General features: G+C 43.5%; 22 protein-coding genes, 1 tRNA gene and 1 riboswitch. Of the genes, 10 read left to right on the plus strand and 13 right to left on the minus strand.

Annotation, left to right across the window (positions count from 1 at the left end):
* Positions 1-224 precede the first annotated feature (224 nt).
* Together CWO08_RS13655 and rnt are read right to left on the minus strand one after the other, a co-directional pair.
* A complete protein-coding gene (locus CWO08_RS13655; RefSeq protein WP_048659751.1) occupies positions 225-1550 on the minus strand; it encodes a Na+/H+ antiporter family protein in 1326 nt (441 codons plus the stop codon).
* A 65-nt stretch (positions 1551-1615) separates the two neighbouring features.
* The gene (gene rnt / locus CWO08_RS13660; RefSeq protein ID WP_017061178.1) at positions 1616-2260 is read right to left on the minus strand and encodes a ribonuclease T; all 645 of its coding nucleotides are present in this window, start codon (positions 2258-2260) and stop codon (positions 1616-1618) included.
* A gap of 188 nt (positions 2261-2448) precedes the next feature.
* On the opposite strand from rnt, the gene CWO08_RS13665 reads away from it, so the two are divergent.
* Positions 2449-3330 (plus strand): OmpA family protein, encoded by an 882-nt coding sequence (locus tag CWO08_RS13665; protein ID WP_004734048.1) that lies wholly within the window; start codon positions 2449-2451, stop codon positions 3328-3330.
* Between the two features lie 95 nt (positions 3331-3425).
* On the opposite strand, the gene CWO08_RS13670 is transcribed toward CWO08_RS13665, so the two are convergent.
* The 9 genes from CWO08_RS13670 to rsxA form a co-directional block, all read right to left on the minus strand.
* Positions 3426-3860 carry a DUF2753 domain-containing protein gene (locus tag CWO08_RS13670; RefSeq protein ID WP_004734047.1) on the minus strand — a complete coding sequence of 145 codons (435 nt, stop codon included), beginning with the start codon at positions 3858-3860 and terminating at the stop codon, positions 3426-3428.
* A 201-nt stretch (positions 3861-4061) separates the two neighbouring features.
* On the minus strand, positions 4062-4478 hold the full coding sequence (gene gloA / locus CWO08_RS13675; protein WP_004734046.1) for a lactoylglutathione lyase: 417 nt from the start codon (positions 4476-4478) through the stop codon (positions 4062-4064).
* Between the two features lie 127 nt (positions 4479-4605).
* Positions 4606-5241: an endonuclease III gene (gene nth, locus CWO08_RS13680; RefSeq protein WP_010437137.1), complete on the minus strand. Its 636-nt coding sequence runs from the start codon at positions 5239-5241 to the stop codon at positions 4606-4608.
* A 164-nt stretch (positions 5242-5405) separates the two neighbouring features.
* On the minus strand, positions 5406-6098 hold the full coding sequence (locus CWO08_RS13685) for an electron transport complex subunit E (RefSeq protein WP_012603531.1): 693 nt from the start codon (positions 6096-6098) through the stop codon (positions 5406-5408).
* Positions 6098-6727, minus strand: a complete 630-nt coding sequence (gene rsxG / locus CWO08_RS13690; protein WP_048662060.1) for an electron transport complex subunit RsxG — start codon at positions 6725-6727, stop codon at positions 6098-6100. The genes CWO08_RS13685 and rsxG overlap by 1 nt, the downstream gene beginning before the upstream one ends.
* Before the next feature lie 12 nt (positions 6728-6739).
* Positions 6740-7786 (minus strand): electron transport complex subunit RsxD, encoded by a 1047-nt coding sequence (gene rsxD, locus CWO08_RS13695; protein WP_102530169.1) that lies wholly within the window; start codon positions 7784-7786, stop codon positions 6740-6742.
* A complete protein-coding gene (gene rsxC / locus CWO08_RS13700) occupies positions 7786-10560 on the minus strand; it encodes an electron transport complex subunit RsxC (RefSeq protein WP_102530170.1) in 2775 nt (924 codons plus the stop codon). The genes rsxD and rsxC overlap by 1 nt, the downstream gene beginning before the upstream one ends.
* 7 nt (positions 10561-10567) lie before the next feature.
* On the minus strand, positions 10568-11161 hold the full coding sequence (gene rsxB, locus CWO08_RS13705; protein WP_017103577.1) for an electron transport complex subunit RsxB: 594 nt from the start codon (positions 11159-11161) through the stop codon (positions 10568-10570).
* Positions 11162-11163: 2 nt separating this feature from the next.
* Positions 11164-11742 carry an electron transport complex subunit RsxA gene (gene rsxA / locus CWO08_RS13710; RefSeq protein ID WP_004734039.1) on the minus strand — a complete coding sequence of 193 codons (579 nt, stop codon included), beginning with the start codon at positions 11740-11742 and terminating at the stop codon, positions 11164-11166.
* An 874-nt stretch (positions 11743-12616) separates the two neighbouring features.
* Between rsxA and CWO08_RS13715 the strand changes: the two genes are divergently transcribed.
* The 5 genes from CWO08_RS13715 to CWO08_RS13740 all read left to right on the plus strand — a co-directional run bounded on the left by CWO08_RS13715 (position 12617) and on the right by CWO08_RS13740 (position 17955).
* Entirely contained in the window at positions 12617-13384 is a 768-nt protein-coding gene (locus CWO08_RS13715; protein ID WP_240699189.1) for a winged helix-turn-helix domain-containing protein, read from the plus strand.
* Between the two features lie 109 nt (positions 13385-13493).
* The gene (locus CWO08_RS13720; RefSeq protein ID WP_258185351.1) at positions 13494-13895 is read left to right on the plus strand and encodes a hypothetical protein; all 402 of its coding nucleotides are present in this window, start codon (positions 13494-13496) and stop codon (positions 13893-13895) included.
* Between the two features lie 102 nt (positions 13896-13997).
* Positions 13998-15485, plus strand: coding sequence for a sphingomyelin phosphodiesterase (sph, locus tag CWO08_RS13725; protein WP_258185352.1), 1488 nt, complete (start codon positions 13998-14000; stop codon positions 15483-15485).
* A 678-nt stretch (positions 15486-16163) separates the two neighbouring features.
* Positions 16164-17495, plus strand: coding sequence for an excinuclease ABC subunit B (locus CWO08_RS13735; RefSeq protein ID WP_102530173.1), 1332 nt, complete (start codon positions 16164-16166; stop codon positions 17493-17495).
* Between the two features lie 19 nt (positions 17496-17514).
* Positions 17515-17955 carry a hypothetical protein gene (locus CWO08_RS13740; RefSeq protein WP_102286074.1) on the plus strand — a complete coding sequence of 147 codons (441 nt, stop codon included), beginning with the start codon at positions 17515-17517 and terminating at the stop codon, positions 17953-17955.
* Between the two features lie 205 nt (positions 17956-18160).
* Here the strand turns inward: CWO08_RS13740 and CWO08_RS13745 are convergent.
* Positions 18161-18236 (minus strand) — tRNA-Asn (locus tag CWO08_RS13745).
* 509 nt (positions 18237-18745) lie between these two features.
* On the opposite strand from CWO08_RS13745, the gene uvrB reads away from it, so the two are divergent.
* The 3 genes from uvrB to luxU all read left to right on the plus strand — a co-directional run bounded on the left by uvrB (position 18746) and on the right by luxU (position 22836).
* Positions 18746-20776, plus strand: coding sequence for an excinuclease ABC subunit UvrB (uvrB, locus tag CWO08_RS13750; protein ID WP_108020634.1), 2031 nt, complete (start codon positions 18746-18748; stop codon positions 20774-20776).
* Between the two features lie 302 nt (positions 20777-21078).
* Positions 21079-22467: a quorum-sensing sigma-54 dependent transcriptional regulator LuxO gene (luxO, locus tag CWO08_RS13755; RefSeq protein ID WP_108020635.1), complete on the plus strand. Its 1389-nt coding sequence runs from the start codon at positions 21079-21081 to the stop codon at positions 22465-22467.
* A 24-nt stretch (positions 22468-22491) separates the two neighbouring features.
* Positions 22492-22836, plus strand: a complete 345-nt coding sequence (luxU, locus tag CWO08_RS13760; protein WP_048659738.1) for a quorum-sensing phosphorelay protein LuxU — start codon at positions 22492-22494, stop codon at positions 22834-22836.
* 118 nt (positions 22837-22954) lie between these two features.
* Here luxU and CWO08_RS13765 read toward each other — a convergent pair whose 3' ends face one another.
* Entirely contained in the window at positions 22955-23842 is an 888-nt protein-coding gene (locus CWO08_RS13765; RefSeq protein ID WP_102433498.1) for a YvcK family protein, read from the minus strand.
* Between the two features lie 194 nt (positions 23843-24036).
* Positions 24037-24189: riboswitch (molybdenum cofactor riboswitch) on the plus strand.
* Between CWO08_RS13765 and moaA the strand changes: the two genes are divergently transcribed.
* A complete protein-coding gene (gene moaA, locus CWO08_RS13770; protein ID WP_017632500.1) occupies positions 24178-25167 on the plus strand; it encodes a GTP 3',8-cyclase MoaA in 990 nt (329 codons plus the stop codon). It overlaps the preceding riboswitch by 12 nt.
* Positions 25168-25415: the final 248 nt, after the last annotated feature.

The following is a 25415-nucleotide window of genomic DNA, read 5'->3' on the forward strand; positions in this document are numbered from 1 at the left end:
CAGAGTATTTATCAAAGTGGTGGAAGGTATTACATGACCGAAAAGTATTGGCAAGTTGGCTTTCTAAAGACATAAAAAAATCCGATATTAGTTTCCTAATATCGGATTTTGAAGCCTTTTGAGGATCGGTCAAATGATCTCACAAATTTCTTAACTGATCGGCATTACGCACGAGGCGGTCTTTATAAAAGATAGCGTAAGGACTCTGTAACTACAGAACCTAATTACAGAACCATGGCTGCAATCCAACCGAATACGATCAGTGGGATGTTGTAGTGCAAGAACGTCGGTACTACGGTTTCCCATACGTGCTCATGTTGACCATCAGCATTTAGACCAGACGTTGGACCTAATGTTGAGTCAGAAGCCGGAGAACCTGCATCACCAAGTGCTGCTGCTGTACCTACTAGAGCGATCGTTGCCATTGGTGAGAAACCAAATGCTGCTGCTAGTGGAACGTAGATAGTTGCAAGGATTGGAATCGTAGAGAACGAAGAACCAATGCCCATTGTTACCAGTAGACCAACCACTAGCATAAGTAGCGCTGCTAGTGGTTTATTGTCACCGATGCTAGTTGAAAGAGCTTCAACCAGAGATTCAACGCCACCCGTTTGCTTCATAACTGCCGCGAAACCTGCCGCTGCAATCATGATGAAACCGATCATTGCCATCATATGAACGCCCTTGGTGAAAACATCTTGTGTCTCTTTCCAAGCAATGACGCCACCGAAGGTAAATACCATGAAGCCCGCTAGAGCACCGATGATCATAGAACCCGTCGACAGTTGAACTGTTAGCGCTGCTACGATACCAGCCGCTGCAACTAGGATGTGCTTCTTGTTGATCTCTTTCACTTCTGTTGAAACAACAGTGTGAGAGGTTTCTTTGTATTGGCGAGGCTTACGGTAAGTAAAGAATACTGCGGTAAGAAGGCCGAAGATCATGCCTGCTGCTGGTAACAACATTGCCATAGGTACTTGGCTCGCTACAACGTTTTCAAGACCATTGTCGTGAAGGTTTTTAAGCAGGATGTTGTTTAGGAAGATGCCGCCAAAACCAATCGGTAACACCATGTAAGGCGTAATCAGACCAAAAGTAAGCACACACGCAACTAGACGACGGTCTAGGTTCATTTTTGCGAATACGCCTAGTAGAGGTGGGATTAAGATTGGGATGAAGGCGATATGTACAGGAATCACGTTTTGTGAAGACATGGTCACTAAGATCAACGACGCAAGGATGCCGTATTTAAGACCAGTCGATGCTGCACTGTTCTCTTTACCGTGAATGCGTTTGATAACACTTTGAGCAAGGAGATCTGTGATACCAGAACGTGAGATAGCAACAGCGAATGTACCAAGCATAGCGTAGCTAAGTGCGATAGTTGCACCGCCACCTAATCCACTTTCGAAAGCCGCGACTGCGTCGTTCAAGCCCATACCAGAGGCTACGCCACCGATAATTGCGCTGAACGTGAGAGCAACGACTACGTTTACGCGCATCAAAGCTAAAACAAGCATGATGCAAACTGAAATTACAACAGGATTCATATTATTCTCGGGATGTTGTGTTTTTTATGAAGGCAATACGAGTGAACGTTTACCGACTCTATTTTTTATTCTTCGTCAACAAGAGGCCAACCACCAAGGGCTTTCCATTTGTTTACAATGCCGCAAAATAACTCTGTGGTTTTTTGCGTATCATACAAAGCAGAGTGTGCTTCTTTGTTGTCAAATTCCATCCCTGCAGTGCGGCAAGCTTTAGCCAAAACGGTTTGACCGTAGGCAAGACCACTAAGAGCTGCAGTGTCAAAAGTAGCAAATGGATGGAAAGGGACGCGTTTAAGCTTACAGCGCTCACTTGCCGCATTAACGAAGTTCAAATCGAATGTAGCGTTGTGAGCAACCATGATTGCGCGACTGCAATCTGAAGCTTTTTGTTCTTTTCTCACTAGCTTGTAGATTTCTTTAAGGGCTTCTTGTTCCGACACAGCACCACGTAATGGGCTAAATGGGTCTTTAATTCCGTTAAAGTCTAATGCTGCCTGCTCTATATTTGCGCCTTCAAAAGGCTCAATGTGAAAATGAAGCGTTGATGCAGGGTGCAGATCTCCGTTCTCATCCATTTTTAACGTAATGGCACAGATTTCTAATAATGCATCGGTTTCAGCGTTAAACCCTGCGGTTTCCACGTCGATGACCACTGGAAAATAGCCACGAAAGCGTTTTTTTAGGGTCAGAGCTTCGTTTTCTACAGTCATGTTAGCCCAAATAAGTGTGATTAAGGCTGCATTATTGCAGATAATAGCAGTGATAAAAACTAGGGAAGGGCAATAAATCATAAATTACCTAATCCATTGCGGCTTGATAATTGCATATTTAAACGTGAGAGAAAAATGCGGCAATTGGCTGCATTGTTAAACGAATTGCTTAAGAGATACTCCACTTTATGAAGAAACAACTCATAACAGGTTCAATGCTATTTTCGCTACTTATGTCGTCACCAGTAATGGCACAAGAAAAGCGTTACGGAGCATCTCCTCAACAGTCAACGTGGGAGATGGTGGCCAACACGCCACTCGAATGCCGCTTGGTTCACCCTATCCCAAATTTTGGTGATGCTGAGTTCTCATCTCGCGCGAGTAAAAAAATCATTTTGGACTTTGAGCTTAAAATGCGTCGCCCGATGGGTGCTACGCGTAATGTCAGCTTGATTTCGATGCCGCCACCTTGGCGTCCGGGTGAAAGTGCTGATCGCATGACAACCATTAAGTTCTTCCAACAATTTGATGGCTACGTTGGCGGTCAAACGGCGTGGGGAATCTTGAGTGAGTTGGAGAAAGGGCGCTACCCGACATTCAGTTACCAAGAGTGGCAGAGCCGCGACCAGCGAATCGAAGTGTCGCTGTCATCGGTGTTATTCCAAGAAAAATACAATGTGTTCAGTGACTGTGTTGCTAACCTGCTGCCTTACAGCTTTGAAGATATCTCTTTCACTATTTTGCACTATGACCGTAACAGTGATCAGCTGAACAAGTCGTCGCGCAAAAGGCTGAGCCAGATCGCCGATTACGTTCGCTATAACCAAGACATCGATCTTGTGCTGGTGGCAACGTACACCGATTCTGTCGACAGCAAAGGTATTAGCCAAAACCTTTCAGAGCGCAGAGCGGAATCGTTAAGAGAGTACTTCAAATCTTTAGGCTTGCCAGAAGATCGTATCCAAGTTCAGGGCTATGGTAAACGTCGCCCGATTGCAGACAACAATTCGCCAATTGGTAAAGACAAGAACCGACGCGTTGTTATCTCTTTAGGTCGTACGCAGGTTTAAGCAGAATAATTGCTTGTTTTGAAATCAGATAGCCCGTCGTAATGACGGGCTTTTTTGTCTTTAAAATTTGGAGCCATTGTCTAAACGCAACTCGTTTAGTTCAAGCGGAAACGAGCGATCATTTCACAGTTGGTCGCGGTATCGATCTTTTCTACCATAGAAGCAATTTTAGGATTGGGATGGCGTTTCATGAAATCGATCAGCGCTTTCTTACAGCAACCAATAGAATCGATAAAGCTGGAACATTGAGTGTTTGGGCACTGCGGGATCAGTGTCAGCACTTTTTCTGAAGCCAATTGAAGATACTTGAGCTCGTATTCGGTATCACCAGCCCATCGCCAGAATTGCGCGAGATTGTGGCAAGAGATCACAGAGATCAGTAGGCGTTCGTCAGCCTGAATATCGGTACGCTCAGTGATTTCTTCGCTCAAGTTCAATGCTTGCTGATAGTGGAGAATACTTCGTACAGGATCGTCGAGCTGCAATGCAGTATCGGCAAGTAACGTGTGTTTTTCCCATTCGCTAATCATTGTGTTACCTCACTAATCAATAGGTGTTTAATTTAAATGATAATCATTATCATGTAAAGTTTCATTGGTGAGATTGTTAATAATAATTGGTGAAGGGTATTGTTCGTGCGTGGAAACATAAAAAAGAAGCGAGCACAGTGCTCACTTCTTTTTTTCATTTCATCAGGCGTTCAAGCCCAAATTCGCAAAGAGGTTGAGGAATTAACCTTCTAGACCGGCACTTGCTTGTTTGTTCTGAATAAGCTCAATCATGTAACCGTCAGGATCTTTAACGAATGCGATGTGAGTAGAGCCGCCTTTAACCGGGCCAGCTTCACGTGTCACATTACCGCCTGCTGCTTTAATCGCATCACACGTTGTGTAGATGTCATCAACACCGATAGCAACGTGACCAAAAGCTGAGCCAAGGTCATATTCAGTCGTGCCCCAGTTGTAAGTCAGCTCAATCACAGCACCTTGAGATTCGTCACCAAAGCCAACGAAAGCCAGTGTGTATTCGTACTCTTTGTTTTCGTTCTTACGTAATAGCTGCATGCCCATTACATTGGTGTAGAACTCGATAGACTTGTCTAGATCACCAACGCGTAGCATGGTGTGTAAAATACGACCGTTTGACATGATTTGCTCCTAGCTTTAATTATGTATACGTTTTTGTAATTCTGTTTTATGCCGCAGGATAAACGCGGTGCTTTTTTGGCCAATAGGCTTGTTAGCTTCTTTCGCTTAGGGCTAACAGCTTATGAGCCTAGACGTCCGTTTTCTCTTTGAACTCACACAAGTCTTCAATGATACAGCTGCCACAGCGTGGTTTACGCGCGACACAGGTGTAACGACCATGAAGAATGAGCCAATGGTGGACATCCAGTTTGAATTCTTTGGGAATAACTTTGAGCAGCTTTGCCTCGACATCGTCGACGGTTTTACCCATCGCTAACTTAGTGCGGTTTGATACACGATAGATGTGTGTATCAACGGCAATGGTTGGCCAACCAAAGGCTGTGTTCAATACTACGTTTGCTGTTTTACGACCAACGCCTGGAAGGGCTTCTAATGCAGCGCGATCTTCCGGTACTTCACCATTGTGTAGGTCAAGCAGCATACGACACGTTTTGATAGTGTTTTCTGCTTTTGAGTTAAATAAGCCGATAGTTTTGATGTACTCTTTTAAGCCATCAACACCTAAGTCGAAAATTGCTTGTGGAGTATTAGCCACAGGGTAAAGCTTATCCGTGGCTTTGTTGACGCTGACATCGGTTGCTTGCGCAGATAACAGCACAGCGATCAGCAACTCGAAAGGGCTGTTCCAGTTAAGCTCGGTTTCTGGTTTTGGGTTGTTTTCTCTTAAACGCTCAAGTATTTCTACTCGTTTTACATTGTTCATAGCGACATTACTTTCAAATAGTTAGGGCATGAAGCTTGGATTGCTTCTTCTTTATCATCGGTTACGCGCTCTTATGAGCGTCATTATTATATATAATGTTTAGATCTGATTTTCCCCGCTGAGTGATTGAGCTAGATCAGCGGAGTTTAAGCTAATTTAACTTATTAGGCATTGGTAACGCGAGCGCGTTCAATGACTGGTTTCTCTTGTTTTGGTTGTCTAGATTTTGCTTGGTTATCGATGATGTTTTTCAAAGCAATTAAGAAACCAACACCAATAAAGGCACCCGGTGGAAGCAGGGCTAACAAGAAGCTGTTATCAAATTGGAATATCTGGATTCGTAACACAGAAGCCCAGTCACCAAGCAGCAGGTCTGCGCCATCAAATAGGGTCCCGTTACCAATAATCTCACGCATCGCACCTAACACGACCAATACTGATGTCATGCCTAGACCCATCCAAAAACCATCTTGAGCCGCTGGTAGCACTTCATTTTTTGAAGCGAAGGCCTCTGCACGACCGATGATTATACAGTTGGTTACGATCAGCGGGATAAATATACCCAAAGATAGGTAAAGCCCATAGGCGTATGCGTTCATCAGTAGTTGAACACACGTTACTAGCGATGCAATGATCATTACGAATACTGGGATACGCACTTCTTTTGGTACATGGTTACGAACCAAAGAAACAGAAACGTTTGAGCCGACCAGTACAAGTAAGGTAGCAATGCCGAGCCCAAGCGCGTTAGTGACTGTTGACGATACAGCCAGCAGTGGACATAACCCAAGAAGTTGCACTAGGGCGGGGTTATTGGCCCACATGCCATTTTTGATCAGTGTTTTATGGTCACTCATTATTCACCACCACAATTTAGAGGTTGAGCAAGCAATGCTTGGTTGTTTTGGTTAACGTACTGAACCGCTTGTTTGACAGATTTCACGACCGCTCTAGGAGTAATGGTCGCGCCAGTAAACTGGTCAAAGTCACCACCGTCTTTACGAACCTTCCAACGGTCAAGATTAGAATCTGTTACTTGTTTGCCTGCAAACGAAAGAATCCAATCACTTACACGCAAATCAATCTTATCACCCAAACCTGGAGTTTCTTGGTGAGAAAGCACACGAGTACCTAAAATAGTACCGTCGATCTTCATTCCAACAATGACTTTAATCGCGCCATTGTAGCCGTCTGGTGCAATCGCTTCGATCGCAATCGCGCTTGGCTCACCGTTAAGTTTAGCGATGTAAGCTGGCATCGCTTGCTCAGTACCAAGCTCTTCTGCTTGTACTAAAGTACAAGACGAAAACAGTTCGTTGTCGTGAAGATCGTGCGGGATCACTTGGTTAAGAACAGACAGTAACTGAGCTTGTTCTTGCTGTTTGATCTGATCTTTTGTTAGGTAGTGGGTTACCGCCACTAAACCTGTCGATGCACACGCAAAAATCGCGAGTACAAGGCCGTTTTTCTTAATTGCATTTAGCATGGCATCCGCTCCTTAGTGACCGTATGTACGAGGTTTGGTGTAGTAGTCAATCAGTGGAACACACATGTTGGCTAACAATACAGCAAACGCCACGCCATCAGGGAAACCACCCCAACTGCGGATGATAAATACCAAACCGCCGATCAGAGCGCCAAACACTAAGCGACCTTTCACTGTTGTTGATGCTGAAACTGGGTCGGTCGCAATGAAAAATGCGCCTAGCATAGTCGCACCAGACAATAGATGAATGGTTGGAGAAGCAGTTTCACCTGGAGTTAAGATTAAGAACACTAGGCTAAACAGCGCAAGGCTGCCGATGAAAGCCACAGGAATATGCCATTGAATCACGCGTTGCTTAATAAGTACCAAGCCACCAATTAGGTAGGCAAGGTTCACCCACTCCCAACCCACGCCAGCTAGCCAGCTGAATTGCGGTTGAGACAGAGCTTCAGAAGCGGTGTTGCCTGCCGTTAATGCGGTTTTAAATGCATCAAGCGGCGTCGCCATTGTGGTGCCATCTATACCTAAACGAGCTTGCTGTAGAGACAGCCCCTCATTGTTGAAGCCTGTAAAGATCATCAAAAATGAGTCAACAAAACTTGTTGCTTCAGCTGTTAAACTGCTCGGTGCATTCCAACTGGTCATTTGAACAGGGAATGAGATCAACAAAACAACGTAAGCGACCATCGCTGGGTTAAATGGATTTTGCCCAAGGCCGCCATATAGGTGCTTAGCGATGATAATTGCGAAGAACATACCTATCACTAGAACCCACCACGGTGAGTGTGGAGGAATAGCGACACTGAGTAGCCAAGCAGTAACAACAGCACTGTAATCACGTAGCGCCATTACTGGTGGACGTTTTCTCAACAGCATTACGGCTGCTTCAAAGGTAACAGCAAGTGCGATAGCAAATACTAACTGGATGAGCGTACCCCATCCAAAGAAGTAGGTTTGAGCTAGTAGACCTGGCAATGCACAAATAGCCACCCATTTCATGAGATCTGGGGTGCTTCTACGATTGTGTGCGTGCGGTGAGCTGGCGATAAAGAAGGCCACTACTCTTTCTCCTCATTGTTCTTTTTATCTTGCTCTTGCTGCGCTTTTCTTGCTTTAGCACGAGCAATTGCGGCAGCAATGGCTGCTTTCTTAGGGTCGGCGGGTTCTGATTGAGCCTCAGCTTCAACCACAGTCTCTTTTTCAACTAAAGGTTCAGCCACAGGTTCGGGAGCGACTTCTTGAGCTTCGACCTGCTTAGCTTGCTGTGCTTTCTTCGCTTTAGCGCGTGCGATAGCGGCAGCAACAGCAGCTTTCTTAGGATCGACAGCTTCTGGTTGAGTTTCAGCTACCACTTCGAGTACTGGCTTAGGAGTTTCTACTGTCTCAGCCTGTTTCGCTTGCTGCGCCTTCTTCGCTTTGGCACGAGCGATAGCTGCAGCAACGGCGTCTTTCTTAGCGTCGCCAGAGCTTTCAACCGGAGTTTCACTTTCTGTTTGAGTAACGGCTTCAGCTTGTTGCGCTTTCTTCGCTTTAGCGCGAGCGATAGTGGCAGCAACTGCATCTTTCTTGGCATCGCCAGTACTTTCAGCCGGAGCATCAGAAGCTGACTCCGCTTGTTGAGCTTTCCTGGCTTTAGCACGAGCAATGGCCGCAGCAACTGCGTCTTTCTTAGCATCGCCAGAGCTTTCAGCTGGAGCGTCAACAGCCGATTCAGCTTGTTGAGCTTTCTTCGCCTTGGCGCGCGCAATAGCGGCAGCGACCGCATCTTTCTTGGCATCGCCAGAGTTTTCAGCAGGAGCGTCAGAAGCTGATTCCGCTTGCTGAGCTTTCTTCGCTTTAGCGCGAGCTATTGCGGCAGCGACTGCGTCTTTCTTGGCGTCGCCAGAACTTTCAGCTGTAGCATCAGCAGCAGATTCCGCTTGTTGAGCTTTCTTCGCTTTGGCGCGCGCAATAGCGGCAGCGACCGCATCTTTCTTGGCATCGCCAGAGCTTTCAACCGGAGCGTCAGCAGCAGATTCCGCTTGTTGTGCTTTCTTGGCTTTAGCACGAGCAATGGCCGCAGCAACGGCATCTTTCTTGCCATCACCAGAGTTTTCGGCTTGAGTCTCAGCTGAAGCTTGTTGTGCTTTGCGTTCTCTAGCTTGTCGTTTACGCTCTTCGCGCAGTTTTGACATTTCAGAATTGTCAGGTTCAGTGCTATCCGCTTTCTGAGCCGCAGCTTGTTTCGCTTTTGCCTTCGCAATTGCAGCGGCTACCGCAGGTTTCACTGCGGATTCCGTATTAGGAGCTTGGTCTGCCGCAGCTTTTTGCGCTTTAACGCGAGCAATTGCAGCTGCAATCGCATCATCCCCATCCGCAGACTTCATATCTTTACGACGGTTGTCAGCAGCTTTCTTGAAGCGGTTTTCACGTTCTGCTTTGTCACGCTCCATACGAGCGTTTTTCTCTTCGAAACGAATCTTGGCGCGCTCTGCAGCAGCGGCTTCATCTTTTCGAGTTTTGATTTCGGCTTTCGCTTGGCGATAGTACTGAACAAGAGGGATTTCACTTGGGCAGACAAACGCACAAGCACCACATTCAATACAGTCTTTAATATTCAGCTCTTCACACTTATCCAACTCGTTGGCTTTGGCATGCCATTGCAGTTGCTGAGGAAGTAGAGACGCAGGACAAGCTTCAGCACACGCGCTGCAACGAATACATTCCATCTCGTAAGTGCTTGGTGAGATCTCACGACGCGTTGGCGCTAAAATACAGTTCGACGTTTTAGTGATTGGCACATTGGCATGCGGCAAGGTAAAGCCCATCATCGGGCCGCCCAAAATCAAACGTGGCAGTTTTTTATCCGCTTTGTAGCCAAACTCTTCTAGTAACTCGTGTACTGGTGTACCTAATAGTGCCCACACGTTACGAGGTTGCTTAAAGGTTTTACCGGTTAAAGTCACCACGCGGTTGACCACTGGTTCACCGTCGATTACCGCTCTCTTAATTGAGTAAAGCGAGCCGACGTTTTGAACCAAAACACCAATGTCTGCAGGAATGCCGCCAGCCGGAACCTCTTTGTTGGTGAGGATCTTGATCAGCTGTTTCTCACCACCAGAAGGATACTTAGTTGGGATAACACGAATGACGATATCTTTGTCTTTCGCTGCAATCTCAAGCGCTTTTATCGCGTTTGGCTTGTTGTCTTCAATACCGATAACCGTCAGCTTTGGCTGAAGGATGTGTTCAACGACTTCGATGCCTTTTAATACTTCGTCGGCATGTTCTTGAAGCAACTTGTCATCAGAGGTGATGTAAGGTTCACATTCCGCAGCGTTGACGATCAAAATGTCGGTACGACCAAGGCCTGATTGAAGCTTCTTAGCCGTAGGGAAGCCTGCGCCGCCCATGCCTGAAATACCGGCTTGGCGAATCACATCAAGCAGTTCGTCAGAAGTCTTTGTCGAGAAATCTTCAACTGGATTTTTTTCAATCCAAGTGTCTAAGCCATCAGGTTTAATAACTACGCACATTTCGCTCAAGCCTGAAGGGTGAGCGGTAGTTCTTGGTTCGATAGCGGTAATCACACCTGACGTTGGTGCGTGTACAGGTAACGTAAAACCAGTATCTAAGGCAGTAAGTTGTTGGCCTTTTAGCACGGTGTCACCCGCAGCAACCAATAAGTTACCTGGCTTACCGATGTGTTGTTTTACAGGAAGAACGATTTCCTCGGGAAGTCTGGCATGAACGATGTCAGTGGTATTGGACTGTTTCTTGTTTTCAGCAGGGTGCACGCCGCCCGGAAAGTTCCAAATAGAGCCCGTGCGAATTTGTTCAATTAAAGAGATCATACTAACCCTATGCCTTAGGCTCTGACGCAGTCGCATCAGTCGCTTGGTTAGTGATGTCAGTAACAGGAATGATGTTCATCTGCCATTTCCAATTTTCAGTCGTTGTTGCCACTGGAATCATTTCGATACAGTCAGTAGGGCACGGTGCGACACATAAGTCACAACCTGTACATTCGTCTTTGATTACTGTGTGCAGAGCCTTGGTACCGCCAACAATAGCGTCGACAGGGCAAGCTTGAATACACTTAGTACAACCGATACACATGTCTTCATGAATGAAAGCAACAGTTTTTACTTTGTTATCTAAGTCGTGAGCGGAATCTTCAACTTCTACGCCCATTAAGTCTGCTAGCTTCTCAATGGTTGCTTGGCCGCCAGGAGGACATTTGTTGATCTTGTCTCCGTTAGCGATCGCCTCTGCGTATGGGCGACAACCTGGGTAGCCACATTGGCCACATTGAGTTTGCGGTAAAATGGTATCGATTTGATCAACGATAGGATCGGCTTCTACTTTAAAACGGATAGAAGCAAAGCCTAAAATAGCGCCAAAAATAGCGGCTAAAACGGCTAGCGCAATGATCGCAATTAAAATGGTACTCATGCTTATTTCACCAACCCAGTAAAGCCCATAAATGCCAGAGACATTAGGCCTGCTGTGATCATCGCAATCGAAGCACCTTTGAATGGCATTGGAACATCAGCAACCGCAATACGCTCACGCATCGCAGCAAACAGGATCAGAACAAGAGAGAAACCCACCGCTGCGCCGAAACCATAGATGATCGACTGAATGAAGTTGTGGTTTTCATTGATGTTCAAAAGTGCCACACCTAACACCGCGCAGTTGGTAGTGATAAGAGGTAGGAAGATACCCAATAGGCGATAAAGAGTCGGGCTGGTTTTGTGAACCACCATTTCCGTAAATTGAACAACCACCGCGATAACCAAGATGAAGCTCATGGTACGCAGGTATTCAATACCCAGAGGGGTAAGGATGTAGGTTTCTACTAGGTATGCAGAGACCGACGCTAACGTCAGAACGAAAGTCGTCGCGAGGCCCATGCCAATCGCAGTCTCCAGTTTCTTGGAGACTCCCATGAAAGGACATAGCCCTAAAAACTTCACTAGCACAAAGTTATTGACCAGCACTGTGCCAACCAACAACAAAAGGTATTCGGTCATAATGGATTAATTCTTGAGATTCCGATCCCGATATTATCCTGCTTTGCTCACCTAATAACAACCAGTGAACGGTGTGGTTTTGTATGTCTGATGGAAATTTATACGCTTAATAAGAGGATAGCAGATGTAATCGCAACAAATCGGTTGGGCTAAAACCTACGACAAACGCTCGCGGCATGGAAGTACAACGGCTGTTGGGTATGGTTTTCTTGAGCATGAAATTAACAATTTTAACGAGTATGTTGTCAATCTTTCTTGTTTAAAGCTAGGAGTTTTACTTTGATTTAGGACTTATACGCATCAGCTTTTAAGAAATCGGTTTCACGATAGAGATGGTGGTGATAGCCAATATAGTCAGCCTAAAATGAGCCTAACGTGCGCAAAAACTTAATCTGTAAACATTAATTTGTTGTAAGTGAAACCTTTAGTGAACGTAGATAACCGGATGTGCTTATAAGTAAGAAAAAAAATTAAAAGACATTTCTTGTCATTGTTAGTCAATTTTTGAACTAAGTTTAAATATTTCTTAATAATCCAATGTAATTATCTGTTATTTTTTTATGAATTAGTTATCAATTTTTAAATATCTGTATTTTAGTTTTTTTTGTTTCATGACGGTGTTTTTTTTATATATAGTTGCGTTTACAAAAAAGTTACTTATTTTGCCTTTTTAAATAACCATTTAATTAATCCTGTTAACGTTCGGTTAGTGGTAAATGGTTGAATGAATCAAGTGACATATAAAAATTATTTTAAATAACCCCAATATTTATCCATGGAAAATATATTTGTATAAATATTATGGTTATTCATTTTTCAAGGCTAATTTATGTACAAAGTAAATGATTGGTTAATCCACTTAGACCACCCGTTAGTGACTGATTTACTCAAAAATGAAGAAAAGCGCATCGGCTATCACGATCATCTTGTGATTCTAATGTTGTGTGAAAACGCTGGAAAAATTAATACTAAAGAAGATTTGTTGAAAAGAGCTTGGCCAGGAAAACATGTCTCTGAAGGCTCACTGACACAATCGATCAGCGCGATACGTACTTTGCTTGAGGATAATGGGAAGCAACAAAAGTATCTAAAAACGGTCGCTAAGGTTGGTTATAAACTCGAAAGTGAGGCGGTGTTGTGGCTAGAAGACGATGATGATAAATCAGATAACCAAGACAACTTATTAGCTGGAGACCCAAGTTGTAAGACTGAGAGCTTTGAAGAGAGTTCCGAAAAAAACACACGATTCACATTCGGACGTAATCAAATCTATATTGTTCTAGGCTGCTTATTCATAGCGATTGCGGCATTGTTTCCGTTGGTGTTCACTGCAAAAGCCCCTAAGTTAACGAGCTGGCTTCCACTGACTAAAATGTTTTCTAGCGAAGCTTTAACTGTCTATTGTGATAATGAAGAAGAGGCCAAATTGGTTGCAAAAGGCGTTAAGCTTTTGGTTTCTCAAGAAGTTAAACAAGGTAGGTTAAGCCGATTGATCCTTGCTCATTCTCAAGAAAGTTTATCTATTGTAATACTCAAGCCACTGGCACCGCCTGTCAATTTAGTGGTTTTGTTTGAATCTCCTCAATCAACGGATGATCTGGTTGGTATGGTTAAAGCGGAGCTTAGTCGCTATGTTCACTAAAAATAAAAGTGTTTACTTTCTTCTGTGTTGTCTTTGTTTAATGCTGGTTTCCATTGCATATAGTCTACGTTCGAAAAATAATGTCTTGGTCAACTCTACGACCCTTTATATGACAATAGATGGTGACTATATGGCCACGGAGCACATGGACGTCGTGATCAGTGATGAAAATTTTGAGGCGGTTACGATTATAAAAGAAGCTGGACTCAATAACACCTTAGATATTTACACAAAAGGAAAATTTATTCGCAAGAGTAATGGGCTATTTAATGTAAGCTTGCGTGAAGAACGCGTTGATCATGGAGACATTGATTTTGAACATGATGACGACATGCTCGTTTATGATAAATATATTGAAGCGCGAAAAAAGCTATCGTTTTTTAAATCGGTTCAAGTTGTTGAAGAGTTGCCGAACCAATATATGCTTATCATTTCAAATAGCCCTGTAAAGAAAATGGTTGCTGTAAAAGTTGAGGATTTACCAATTGAAGGTTTTTATGATGACTATTAATATTTTAACTATGGTTTGATATTTTTTTTAGGTCTATTTCATTATTATCAATTGTGTCATTATGGGAGGATGCATCTCAGTTTAATAGGAGATGCACTAACCATGACTAAATATCTAATATCAGTCTTGCTCATACTGATCAGTCTTAATTCGCTAGCTGAGGAGATCAGCTCACCCCCCAAGATAATGAATTATAACGTTTATATGCTGGATCATCGTCTCGGCGTTTTCGTTGGTGGGACTAATCCAAATAAACGAGCACAGTTATTGGCGAACTCTTCGGTTTTTGATGATACTGACGTGGTTATATTTAACGAAGTGTTCGACAACCAAGCGAGCCAAATACTTATCGATGCACTCGCTCAGAAGTTTGGATATTTAACTCCTGTCTTAGGCCGTACAAAAAATGGCTGGGATCACACTGAAGGTTGGCGATCGACATCTCTTGATGATGGCGGCGTGATTGTATTCAGTAAATATCCGATTGAGTACAAGTCACAAGTGATCTTCAGAGATGGGTGCGGTGCAGACTGGGCATCTCAAAAAGGTTTTATACATACCGTCATTAATAAAGGTGGAGAGAGATACAATATTATCGGCACTCACGTTCAAGCTGATGATGATACCTGCAAAACTCCTCCCTCTGTGGTTAGACAAGACCAGTTTGCACAAATAGAGAATTATATTTTCGGGGCAAATCGCTCAGCTGACGAAATGTTTTTTATTGCTGGTGATCTAAATGTAGCAAAAGAGTCACAAGAGTTTTCTTCAATGCTCGAGACCTTAAATGTAGCAGAACCGACCAATTACGCCGGTGCGCCTTACTCATGGGACCCTGCAGTAAATGGTTTAGCAAACGCAAACTATTCTGATCTAAAAGGGCAATTACTTGACTATGTTCTGGTCGAGCGTAGTCACAAGCAACCCAAGAACTGGCACAACCAAGTGTTAGATATCGCATCGGATAGAGTTGCTTTACCTGGCACACAGGAGCCGTATTACTTTTATGAGTATTCAGACCATTTCCCTGTCGCTGCGTTTGAGTATGCAGATGAAAGCACGCCAATTCATAGTGTGCGTCCAATCAATAAGCCATATAACTCAATCAGGCTAAAGCATCGATCGACTGGTGAATATGTTTACGCGGATCCAAATGTGCCTAATGGCTGGCTTACCTACGGTCGCGATGGAGAGCAATCCAACGCTAAGTTTAAGTTAGATAACTGGCATCCATATAATGGTACTTGTATTCACGACAATGACTATGTTCAGATCTCAAGGAAAGATGATTATAAAGATTACTACTGGACCTATAGTAGTAATACGTATTATACCGAAGATCACGACTCTTCTGACTTCATGAAGATCAGCCGCCCAACAGAATCCGAAAGCTGCATCCAGAATGGTGATGTCGTATATATTTATGATCATGCGCATCATTTGTGGACATCAGCGGACAAATATCTTGAGCCTATAAATACGTACATCAAAGCGACTAAGGAGCTGCCAGTTAGCGAAAATGGGCTGTTCATTATTGAGATGGATAACTTTGAATTCTCTGACTGGGAATTGAGTCTAACTTATAAATGAACATATTCTAAATGTTGATTTTTCTTGAAATTACTTGATTTTCAGTACTACTTGACTCATTTGGTTTATTGTAAATAGTGAAACATTAGAGTGTGTTTGGTGATAGTAAGCGGTGGGGTTGATTAGCCATCAATGCAGCCCAGAGGTCACCATCGTTAAATAAAAAGCCACTTTAGTGTGGCTTTTTACATTATAAAAAAATAATTCTCTCAATTATCGGTTGGTTAGTGATTGGCTAACCGAATTTTTGAAATTTGGTTTTTATAAGTACCTTAATTATAAAAACTAGTTGGTATGGTTTTTGGCTTTGGTAAGATGTTGAATTATGAACTTTGATGGATACTTTGAAAAAATACAAATTCAAATAGAGAAGGTAGATTCACTTGAAGACCTACTAATATGGCGGAAGAGAATTAACATAGGACATTCAGGCCTCTCGTATCGTGTAGAACAAGGTCGGCTTATTTCCCATTGTTATCGGAGGTTTAAGGACGAAGAATCTAAAATGAACGGTCTTAACTTCTCCTGCGATATATAAAATGTCCAATTTGGTATTTTCAGGTATATTCAACGATAAATAGATTTTTTTATTACAACTTTATTGTGAATATATTTTTTTTACTCGCTAATTTTAAAAGGCATCGATATTGGTGCAAATGCAGTTAAAAGGAACGAGTGATGAAATTAAAACACTTCAGTTTAAGCTTGATAACAGTCTCTATGTTATCTGGCTATGTTAATGCATCTCCTATCCCTGGGATTGATGATGCCTACTTCAAAGGGGCTGATGAGTATGTTGCGTACGATGATCCTGCGACAGCCTGTGATATCTTTAATGCCAAAGTAGAATACATTAACAATCACCTAGAGCAGCAGGGTTTACCTGGAAAAATTGCGAACCTCTGTCAGCATGCCAGAATAGAAGATGGTCAAATTGAAGAGCAATTTATTATCACTTCTCAGAATGGTGCTTATAGCTATGGTAAGGAGAAGTACAAAATTCATGAACAGGTTGATGTCGCACGTACCATCGATTTGTTGATGTTTTCTCAGTCAAATAAGACTAACTATATTATGGCGGTTGACGGTAGCATGAATGTCACGCGTCAAACCCTTGCCGACGGAGGCTATTTTTTCGAGTGGGAAGATGAGAAAGTTGCGCCACACTTTTATTACCCAGAAGGATACTTAGGTCAGATCTTCCATGGTAATTCTCAATTTAATTTCATGTCAGGTGACAATGCCTACAATTGGGCTCACAAGAAAGCCGTTGATGAGGCTCCTAATAATGCGAAAGAGCAATCAAGGCTGACTTGGAAGTACTTGTCTGAAGAGTGTGAAAACGATAAAAACAACGATTACTGTCTCCCTCAAAGACGACATGGAAATCTGTTTGTGAACCAGCAAAGCTTTCCAAGTTCGAGTAATTTGAACAAAGAGATTTCGTTAGCTGAGAGTACGTCTTTTAGTTTCGATATTACTGGCTCTTTTGAAGCGAGCAAATCAGATGGTCCGTCTGCTGGTCTGGGTGTTGGCTTTGGTTTTAGCCAAACTAAAGAATCGAGTCAGACACACAATATGTTGAATTACACCTCGGTTGATGAAGGCAATGATATCGGCCACTCGGTTGTCCAGACTATTAATACAAAAGCTGTGGGAGAAGCTGGGTATTACAGAGATGCTCCATCTGCAGAATTTTGGCATGTAAAGAACGCTGCTGAAATTTGGGGTGAAGACCTGTACCGAGTTTACGACCTAAAGAGCTATGAGACGTGGCAAGAAAACTACACTGCTGATTGGAATACTTGTGTTGACCAAAAACTGGTATTCGGCAATGCGGTGACGGTTTCGCGCGCCTATCTCAATATGTATGGCAGTAGTTGGTCAATTAATGAGAATGAGTCAACTTTATACCAAAGAGATTCTAACTACGGCATTACGATCGATACCGATTGCGATATTGACGATAAAGGTCAAACGTTCCGCATCATGAAAGAAACAATTCTTTAGTTATTAGAGGGTAAAGAGAATGAATTTTGTTAAAAGTACTGTTTTTGCTAGTACACTGCTATTGTCTTTGGCTTCTAATGCTGCGAGCCTATCTACCATTGGAACGCAAGATAATGGTGTGTTCAATGAGATGCAGCAAATCCAACTGAAGTCTGCTGGAGAGCGAAGCTCTGCGAAATCTGCGGATATCTTTTTTATTAATAGTAATGATGTTCAAGTTGAAGATCTGACTAAAGAGCTACTGAAAGATTTTAACTCTATCGTGATCGTTGGCGACTCATTCAAAAATAAAGAATTGATGATTAAGTTGGTTGGATTTGGTATTGAGAGAGAAGTGGTAGCCATCACTAATATCCACGATTCATCGAAGCGTCAGATCAATACCTACAGTAAAGGCGATCAAGCTGGCGATGATAAGGTAGCTGCGGTTTTGACGGACACGATCGCTCGTCACCTATAATGCAATATAAATGGATTCTACGAGATACCCATTACTTCTCGGGTAGTTTGTAGTCTCAAAAGTTAAGTGAGCCACGGATTAGTTCGTGGCTTTTTTGATCAACGATGAACGTGAGCGGCTAAGTTTGTGACATTAACTTGGAACAAGTTAGTCGCAGTTACATACGAAAAAAGCCCAATCGAAAGATTGGGCTTTTTCCTGAATTTGGCTCCCCTTGCAAGACTTGAACTTGCGACATACGGATTAACAGTCCGCCGTTCTACCAACTGAACTAAAGGGGAATTGCTTGTTAGCGACGCGAATTCTAATAATTGTCCGAATTTCTGTCAATAAAAAATATCAGAAAAAAGTAAGATAAAAAACTTTACTTTCTTGAACACCTTATTGGATTTAGCTTTGCTTTAGTTATCCACCAAAATTGTGGATAAGTGTGTGTGTGAAACTTTAACAACAATCATTGGGATAAATCGAAAAATGTAAAAATCTTATCTAACTCAATGTATTTAAAAGATTTATATCAAAATATCGCGATTGTATAACTTTTGTAGATTATAAACCGAACAGTAAAACAAGCGGTATTTTTAGATTTTTTGGGGAAAAGTAGTGGATTAAAAATCGAGTAATTTAGCTGAAGAGATCTTGCAGGGGCACGGATAATACCAAGTTCTAAAAATAAAAGCTATAACTGATATCTGATCTTAAGATGCATTTCTCTAGATAATAGTTGCAACGACACTCCACCTAGAGTGACAATGACCTGATTAAAAAAACAGTATGGAAATGGCGACCTATGAGCAAACTCTTTGACTTGGTATCGGACTACAGCCCGTCCGGTGACCAGCCGACGGCGATAACCAAATTATTAGATGGACTAGATTCTGGTTTGGCACATCAAACTCTATTAGGGGTAACGGGCTCAGGTAAAACCTTTACTCTTGCCAATGTCATTTCCCAATCGCAAAGACCTGCGATCCTATTAGCGCCTAACAAGACATTGGCGGCTCAACTTTACGGTGAGATGAAATCTTTCTTTCCAAACAATGCCGTTGAGTATTTCGTTTCTTACTATGATTACTACCAACCTGAAGCCTACGTTCCAACCACGGACACGTTCATCGAGAAAGATGCGTCTGTGAACGCTCATATTGAACAGATGAGGCTCTCGGCAACCAAAGCCTTACTAGAACGAAAAGACGCCATCATTGTGGCTTCTGTGTCGGCGATCTACGGTCTTGGTGACCCTAAGTCGTATTTGAAGATGATGCTTCACTTGAGTCGTGGTGAGGTGATGGATCAGCGTGATATTTTGCGCCGCTTGGCTGAACTGCAATATTCAAGAAACGACGTCGCTTTTGAACGTGGTCAGTTTCGAGTTCGTGGTGAAGTGATCGATATCTTTCCGGCTGAATCTGACCAAGATGCGGTTCGAATTGAGATGTTCGATGACGAAGTCGATTGCATTAGTATCTTTGATCCACTGACTGGTGCGATTAAGCAAAGAGACTTACCGCGCTTTACCGTTTATCCAAAAACTCACTATGTAACCCCAAGAGAAAAAATCCTCGAGGCGATTGAGAAGATTAAGGATGAGTTGCGCGATAGGGCGCAATATTTAAAAGACAACAACAAGCTTCTTGAAGAACAGCGTATCTCTCAAAGAACTCAGTTTGATATCGAGATGATGACGGAGCTGGGTTTTTGTTCCGGTATCGAAAACTACTCTCGTTATTTGAGTGGGCGTAATGAAGGTGAAGCACCTCCAACCTTATTTGATTACCTGCCAAATGACGGCCTGTTGATTATCGATGAGTCACACGTGACGGTTCCCCAGATAGGGGCGATGTATAAAGGTGACCGCTCGCGTAAAGAAACCTTGGTTGAGTTTGGCTTTAGACTACCTTCTGCTTTGGATAACCGTCCGATGAAGTTTGAAGAGTTTGAATCGATCGCTCCGCAGACGATATTCGTTTCAGCAACGCCGGGTAATTACGAGATTGAAAAATCAGATGGCGAGATTGCTGATCAAGTGGTGCGTCCGACTGGCTTGCTTGATCCTATTATTGAGGTACGTCCGGTCGCGACTCAGGTGGATGACTTGTTGTCTGAAATCAGAATCCGTTCAGTGAAAGAAGAGCGCGTGTTGGTCACAACATTAACTAAGAGAATGGCGGAAGACTTAACCGAACACTTAAGTGAGCATGGCGTTAAAGTGCGTTACTTGCACTCTGATATCGATACCGTTGAGCGTGTCGAGATCATCCGAGACTTACGTTTGGGCGAGTTTGACGTGTTAGTGGGTATTAACTTACTTCGTGAAGGTTTGGATATGCCGGAAGTATCGTTGGTGGCGATTCTTGATGCAGACAAAGAGGGCTTCTTACGTTCTGAGCGTTCTCTGATCCAAACCATTGGTCGTGCCGCGCGTAACCTCGAAGGTAAGGCGATCTTATATGGTGACTCGATTACTAAGTCGATGAGAAAAGCGATTGATGAAACCGATCGTCGTCGTGAGAAACAACAGGCCTACAACGAAGAGCAAGGTATTACACCACAAGCGCTGAAACGTAATATCAAAGATATTATGGAGCTGGGTGACATCACCAAGTCGAAACAGCAGCGTCAATCTAAGCAAGTTCCACTATCTAAGGTGGCTGAGCCATCTGAAAGTTATGCAGTGCTTACGCCACAGCAGCTTGATAAAGAGATCAGTAAGCTAGAAGCTGCGATGTATCAGCATGCTCAGAATCTGGAGTTTGAGTTGGCGGCGCAAAAGCGTGATGAGATTGAACAGATGAGAAAGCAATTCATTACCAACAGCTAGTCTCACTTCTTACTCAAGAAGTTCATACCCTCAAGATAAGAATTGAGAGTGGTTCAGACAAAAAAACAGCCAGTAGTAATTGTTCTACTGGCTTACGTTTGTGAACACTCGGTTCACTAACAACGTCAGTTGGCTAGGTGACCCGAAGGTCATTTATATTACTGCATCGTTCGTGCCAGATAGATAAAACATTGATTGTTTGAAGTAAGTAAAAAAATACATCACAAATATTGTGGCTAATTTGCATAATGCAAAGCGGAATGCGACTATAATAAGAAATGCAAATTATAAATGGCTAGGATATGCAATCAAAAACGTTAGATAACAAATCAAAGTATTTGTTGATGGTGGAGGATACGGCTTCAGTCGCAGCGTTATATCGCTCGTATCTTACACCGCTCGAAATTGATATCAACATTGTCGGCACTGGCCGCGATGCAATTGAGAGTTTGAATCATCGAATCCCTGACCTTATTTTATTAGATCTACGTCTGCCTGATATGACGGGTATGGATGTGCTCTTTGCTGTAAAACAAAAGTACCCTGAAGTGCCCGTTATCTTCATGACAGCGCACGGCTCTATCGATACCGCCGTAGAAGCAATGCGTCATGGTTCTCAAGATTTCCTTATCAAGCCATGTGAAGCCGACCGACTTCGTATTACGGTGAACAACGCAATCCGTAAGGCTACCAAGCTTAAGAACAGTTCGGAACATCCGGGAAACCAGAACTATCAAGGTTTTATTGGCAGTAGCCAAACTATGCAGCAGGTTTACCGAACTATCGATTCCGCCGCATCGAGTAAAGCGAGTATTTTCATTACCGGTGAAAGTGGTACGGGTAAAGAGGTATGTGCAGAAGCGATTCACGCGGCGAGTAAGCGTGGTGATAAGCCTTTCATCGCCATCAACTGTGCGGCAATTCCTAAAGACTTGATTGAAAGTGAGCTGTTTGGCCACGTAAAAGGTGCCTTTACTGGCGCGGCAACGGATCGCCAAGGTGCTGCTGAATTGGCTGACGGTGGAACACTGTTCCTCGATGAGTTGTGTGAGATGGACCTTGAACTGCAAACCAAGCTTCTGCGTTTTATTCAAACCGGTACTTTTCAAAAAGTCGGCTCTTCGAAGATGAAGAGTGTGGACGTTCGTTTTGTGTGTGCGACCAACCGTGACCCTTGGAAAGAAGTACAAGAAGGTCGCTTTAGAGAAGATTTATACTATCGTTTATACGTGATTCCGCTGCACTTGCCGCCACTGCGCGAGCGTGATGAAGATGTCATCGAGATTGCGTACTCGTTACTAGGCTATATGTCGGTCGAGGAGGGGAAGGCGTTTGTGCGTTTTGCTCAAGAAGTACTTGATCGCTTTAATCAATATGAGTGGCCGGGTAACGTTCGTCAGCTACAAAACGTGTTGCGAAACGTGGTGGTTTTGAATAACGGCAAAGAGATTACTCTCAGCATGCTTCCACCACCATTGAACCAACCGATTGAAAACAGCCTGCGATTGAAAGAAAAGCAGAATGAAGACATCACGGTAAAAGATATTTTCCCATTGTGGATCACTGAGAAAACGGCAATCGAACAGGCCATTAAAGCGTGTGATGGCAACATCCCCCGAGCAGCTGGCTTCTTAGATGTCAGTCCATCGACGATATACCGTAAGTTGCAAACGTGGAATGCGAAGCAGTAATCATCAAACAATAAGAAAATAATAATGACGAAAGTATTAAATCAGCAAAAAGTTGATGAGCTTGCCGGTGAAATAGGGCAAGAGAATGTCCCGGTTTTACTGGAAATCTTTTTAGGTGAGTTGAAAGGCTACTACGAGCACCTAGAACTAAACAAAGATACCGATACGTCTAAGTATTTGGCCGATATCAGCCATGCGTTGAAGAGCAGTGCTGCGAGTTTTGGTGCCGATTCTTTGTGTAGTTTTGCTATTAGCTTAGACGCAAAAGTGAAGCAAGCATTGCCTGTGACAGATATTGATTTTCAAGATATGCAGGAACTTCTGCTATCGACTTATACTGAATATCAGCAGTTGATGACTGATCTCTAAAGCGGTTAATCGCTAAATATACAGGTAGAGATACAGAGACTAAAAAAGGAGCATGATGCTCCTTTTTCGTTTTTACCGGCTTCTGGTGTTTAGCTTAAGCCACTAAGCCACTAAGCCACTAAGCCAGTTGAGCCCGAATCGCTTGTTGAAGTTTTAAACGGTCATGTCGCCAATCTCGATTAGGAGAGGCAAGATCGGTGGTCACGCAGTTCCAAAGCCCTTCAAGTTCAGGGTGCGGCGCATTGCCCAGCACAACATCAATTTTTCTCGCTTTGCAGGTACGTTCACACCATTCAAGCTGTTCTTGAAGCGTCATTTTTCCTGCAGGACCGTGTTCTGGCGAAAGGTTTTCGATGAAAATAACCTTAGCCTTGGTGTTCTCAGCGATAGCTTTGCCAATTTCTGGCAGAAGAAGTGGGGGCATAACACTGGTCAGAAAGCTGCCAGGGCCAAGAACGATACAGTCGGCTTGTTCGACGGCTGCAACGGCTTCTTTGGTTGCGGGCACTTCTGGAGACAGATCCATCATGCGTAGTTTTTCTGTCATGTCATCAACGTTGGTTTCGCCGGTTACCCAACGTCCGTCCATTGATAGGGCTGTGAGGTCAGAAGGGTGCTCGGTCATCGGCACGATATTGACGTCGACCTTGAGCATATTTCGAATTAGGTTAATCGCTTCTAGTGGGCGAACCGAGAGGTTGTCTAATGCCGTGAGCATCAGGTTACCCAAGTTATGACCGTCGAGTTCACCTTGGCCGCGAAAGCGGTATTCAAACATCATCGAGCTGATTGAAGGTTCAGTGATCAATTGGTTGATACAGTTACGAGTATCTCCCCAAGCGATACCACCTTGGCAGTCTCTAATTCGTCCGGTTGAGCCGCCATTATCCGTTGTTGCAACAATGCCAGTTGCGTTGTTACCAAAGTCTTTTAGTGCAGCAAGCATACGACCTAAGCCATGGCCTCCACCGATTGCTACGACCTTCTTTGAAGCGTAAATATTCATTTTTTGTTCTTGTTAGGTTATTACCAACTATAATTTAGGTTAAATGCTTCTCGCTATATACTCAACAAGAGTTATTTTGAGCGTTTGACACGTTTTTTTTGCCGATGTGACCCGTTTTTTACCATCAGAGCTAGATTCACGTACAAATATTAAGTATTTTATTACTCAGCTACTGCACGTATGAATATGACGTGCGGTTGCCATAACTCCGAGCTCTCGCATGCTAAGTCGCACAGTGGTATTTGCTGTACCGATACGCATCAAGAGCCAGTGACATGTTGTCACAAGGGCTTAATTGGAAATGATTATGCCTCCCGTGTTTGGAAAGGTGTTCCGTGGCGCAACAATTCGAAGATAGATTCCATCGCAAGTTTTATTACTTGCGCTTGTCGGTTACAGACGTCTGTAACTTTAAATGTACTTACTGCTTGCCGGATGGTTACAAACCGTCAGGGCAAAAAAACTCGTCTTTTTTAAGTGTTCCCGAGATCAAACGCGTTGTAAAAGCGTTTGCAGATTGTGGTACCTCAAAGATCCGCATTACAGGCGGAGAGCCGAGTCTGCGTAAAGACTTTCCTGAAATCATACATACCGTTGCTTCTACTCCAGGCATCGAAAAAGTGGCCACGACAACGAATGGCTACCGCATGGAGAAACAAGTAGGGCAATGGCGCGATGCTGGTTTAACCCATATAAACGTTAGCGTGGATAGTTTAGATTCACGTATGTTCCATCAGATCACTGGTGAGAATAAGTTTACTGAGGTTATGCGAGGCATTGATAAAGCGTTTGAGGTTGGCTATGAACAAGTCAAAGTCAACGTTGTATTGATGAAAGACCTCAACAGTCAGGAATTACCAGCCTTCCTTAATTGGATCAAAGACAAACCTATTCAATTACGTTTTATCGAGCTGATGAAAACCGGCGAGATGGACGAGTTGTTCGATAAACACCATGTCTCTGGCGTTGCGATTCGCAATCAGCTTATTGCTAACGGTTGGCTGTTAAAAGTCAAAGCGGTTAACGATGGTCCAGCACAAGTGTTTGTCCACCCAGACTACAAGGGTGAAATTGGTTTGATCATGCCTTACGAGAAAGACTTCTGTGAGAGTTGTAACCGACTGCGTGTTTCTGCGACTGGTAAACTTCACCTATGTCTGTTTGGCGACCACGGTGTTGAACTGCGAGATCTGATTCAAGAAGATCAACAAGAGCAAGAGCTCATTGATCGAATTCAGGCTCAGCTTCAAACCAAGTCTGTTAGCCACTTCTTACATGATGGCAACAGCGGCATGACTCCAAACTTGGCGTCAATCGGCGGTTAACCCGCTATATACTCTAAAGCATTTTATCGCTCAGCTTCTTTAGGCTGGGCGAATCAGTCTAGGGCGTGTTGCTCTTTCGAGCTGATTTTTGCAGCGAGTTGCTGGGTATTTATACAAGGCAGAGGCTTTGATGTGTAGCTAGCCTACATGAGAAGCCGATAACGTAGTAGAAATGACCAGCAAACGCTGCCCGAAGGGTTCGGCTAAAAGCGTTTTACTCTTTGTTGAGGGAGATTTGCTTAGAATGA

The sequence above is a fragment of the Vibrio sp. 10N.286.48.B8 genome (genome assembly GCF_003050085.1).
Taxonomy (GTDB): Bacteria; Pseudomonadota; Gammaproteobacteria; order Enterobacterales; family Vibrionaceae; genus Vibrio; species Vibrio crassostreae.